The 1,378-nt window shown below is 58.8% G+C and carries 2 pseudogenes; one reads left to right on the forward strand and one right to left on the reverse strand.

The features are described 5' to 3' along the window. Positions 1-276 (forward strand): annotated as a pseudogene (locus tag G3O00_RS42665) (hypothetical protein); the annotation flags it as partial. A gap of 46 nt (positions 277-322) precedes the next feature. On the opposite strand, the pseudogene G3O00_RS42670 reads toward G3O00_RS42665, so the two are convergent. Next, a pseudogene (locus G3O00_RS42670) lies at positions 323-1,378 on the reverse strand (hypothetical protein); the annotation flags it as partial.

Below are 1,378 nucleotides of genomic sequence, written 5' to 3' on the forward strand. Positions count from 1 at the left end.
AACAACGGTTCTTGCATCTCGTCCATTCCACGCATCGGCTCATCTGCTCAAGATCATGAACACGATATCTCTAACGCACCGCCCTTCGAGCCCGTTTACACCGTTCCCAATTTCAACAGCCTGCTAGGGGCGGAATCGTCGCATGGCGAGGCTGTTGCGGCGGCGTACGCGTGCCTCGATACCAATGGTGCGGATTTCGGCGGGGCTCAGTTGTTCTGGAACCGAGGCATCGCGGTGTTCTGGATGGCGACGGGCAATACGGAGGGTTGGAGTTGAAACAGGGTTGGCGGGCAACCCTGTTTCGCGGAAAAGCGCGTCGAAGTTACTGCCCGGTTCCGGATAGTCCGAGCTTCGCCAGTGCGTTTGTCAATCCGGAGATGACACTGTGGCCCTTGCCTAACAGGTACCTATCGATGTGAACTTGGCGCTGTTCTGGAGTCATGTGCCCAAAGAGAGTAATCGAAGAGCTGTGTTTCCGCAGATCAGTCATGAAAGCGCGCACAATGGACTTCTGATATTCGATGGTCACCTTGTCTACGATTGCAAGTTCATCTGCGGGGCGTTTCGCGTTCGAGCGGGGAATGCCTGGTGGCAGAAGGCCCAGTTTTCGAAGGGCCGTTTGAATCTGGTTGCGTAGCTTGCGCCGAGAAGCCTCGTTGCTGCCACGGATCGATAGCTCTGCCGATGGCGTGAAAGTCTCAACGTATTCCCTTCTCGCTTCTGGGGATAGGGCTATGAACTTCTCTTCGTCGATGTGGCTGAATAAAGTTTTGAGAACACTCCTGTCTGAATGCGACAGCGCTCCGTGCGCTGTGGTGCTGGGAGCAGGAGTGGCTTGGGATGGAATAGCGCTTGGGCCGGCGAGTGGCAAGGTATTGCGGCTGGACGAAGCGATGGGTTGCGGAGAGTCGCGGACCGGAGGTCGAGCGAAGTGTTGGCTGGAGGACGGAATGGCGAAGTCCCGCGGTTGGGCTGTCAAACCAGACGGTTCGCCGTAAGGGAAAAAGGGCGCGGCACTCGCGGCCTCGGGCATGAAGGGAAGCGTGCCGCAGCCAGGCTGAGGGTGTTGGCTACCGGAGGCAATCGGTAACGCTGGTTGGTCCGTTGGCAACGGATGATGAAAACCGGCCGGCGCGAAGGTGCCGGGATGCGCAGTGGCGTGGGCGAATGGTTGAGTATTCGGCGCGCTAGGGACGGCCTCGACGGGCAAGGTACGAGGCGTTGCCGTCTCGGGAGGCAGGGAAACCGAGACTAGGCTCTCTGGGAGTTTGGGCTTGCTAATGGAGGCATGCGTTAGGGCAAAGCGCCCGCCTTCGAGTGGCATGAATTCAGCGAGGACCGTGGCAGAGCGGTTCGCCACTTGCAAGTCAGCGCCGTA

The organism is Burkholderia sp. Ac-20384 (assembly GCF_017104605.1).
Taxonomy (GTDB): Bacteria; Pseudomonadota; Gammaproteobacteria; order Burkholderiales; family Burkholderiaceae; genus Burkholderia; species Burkholderia lata.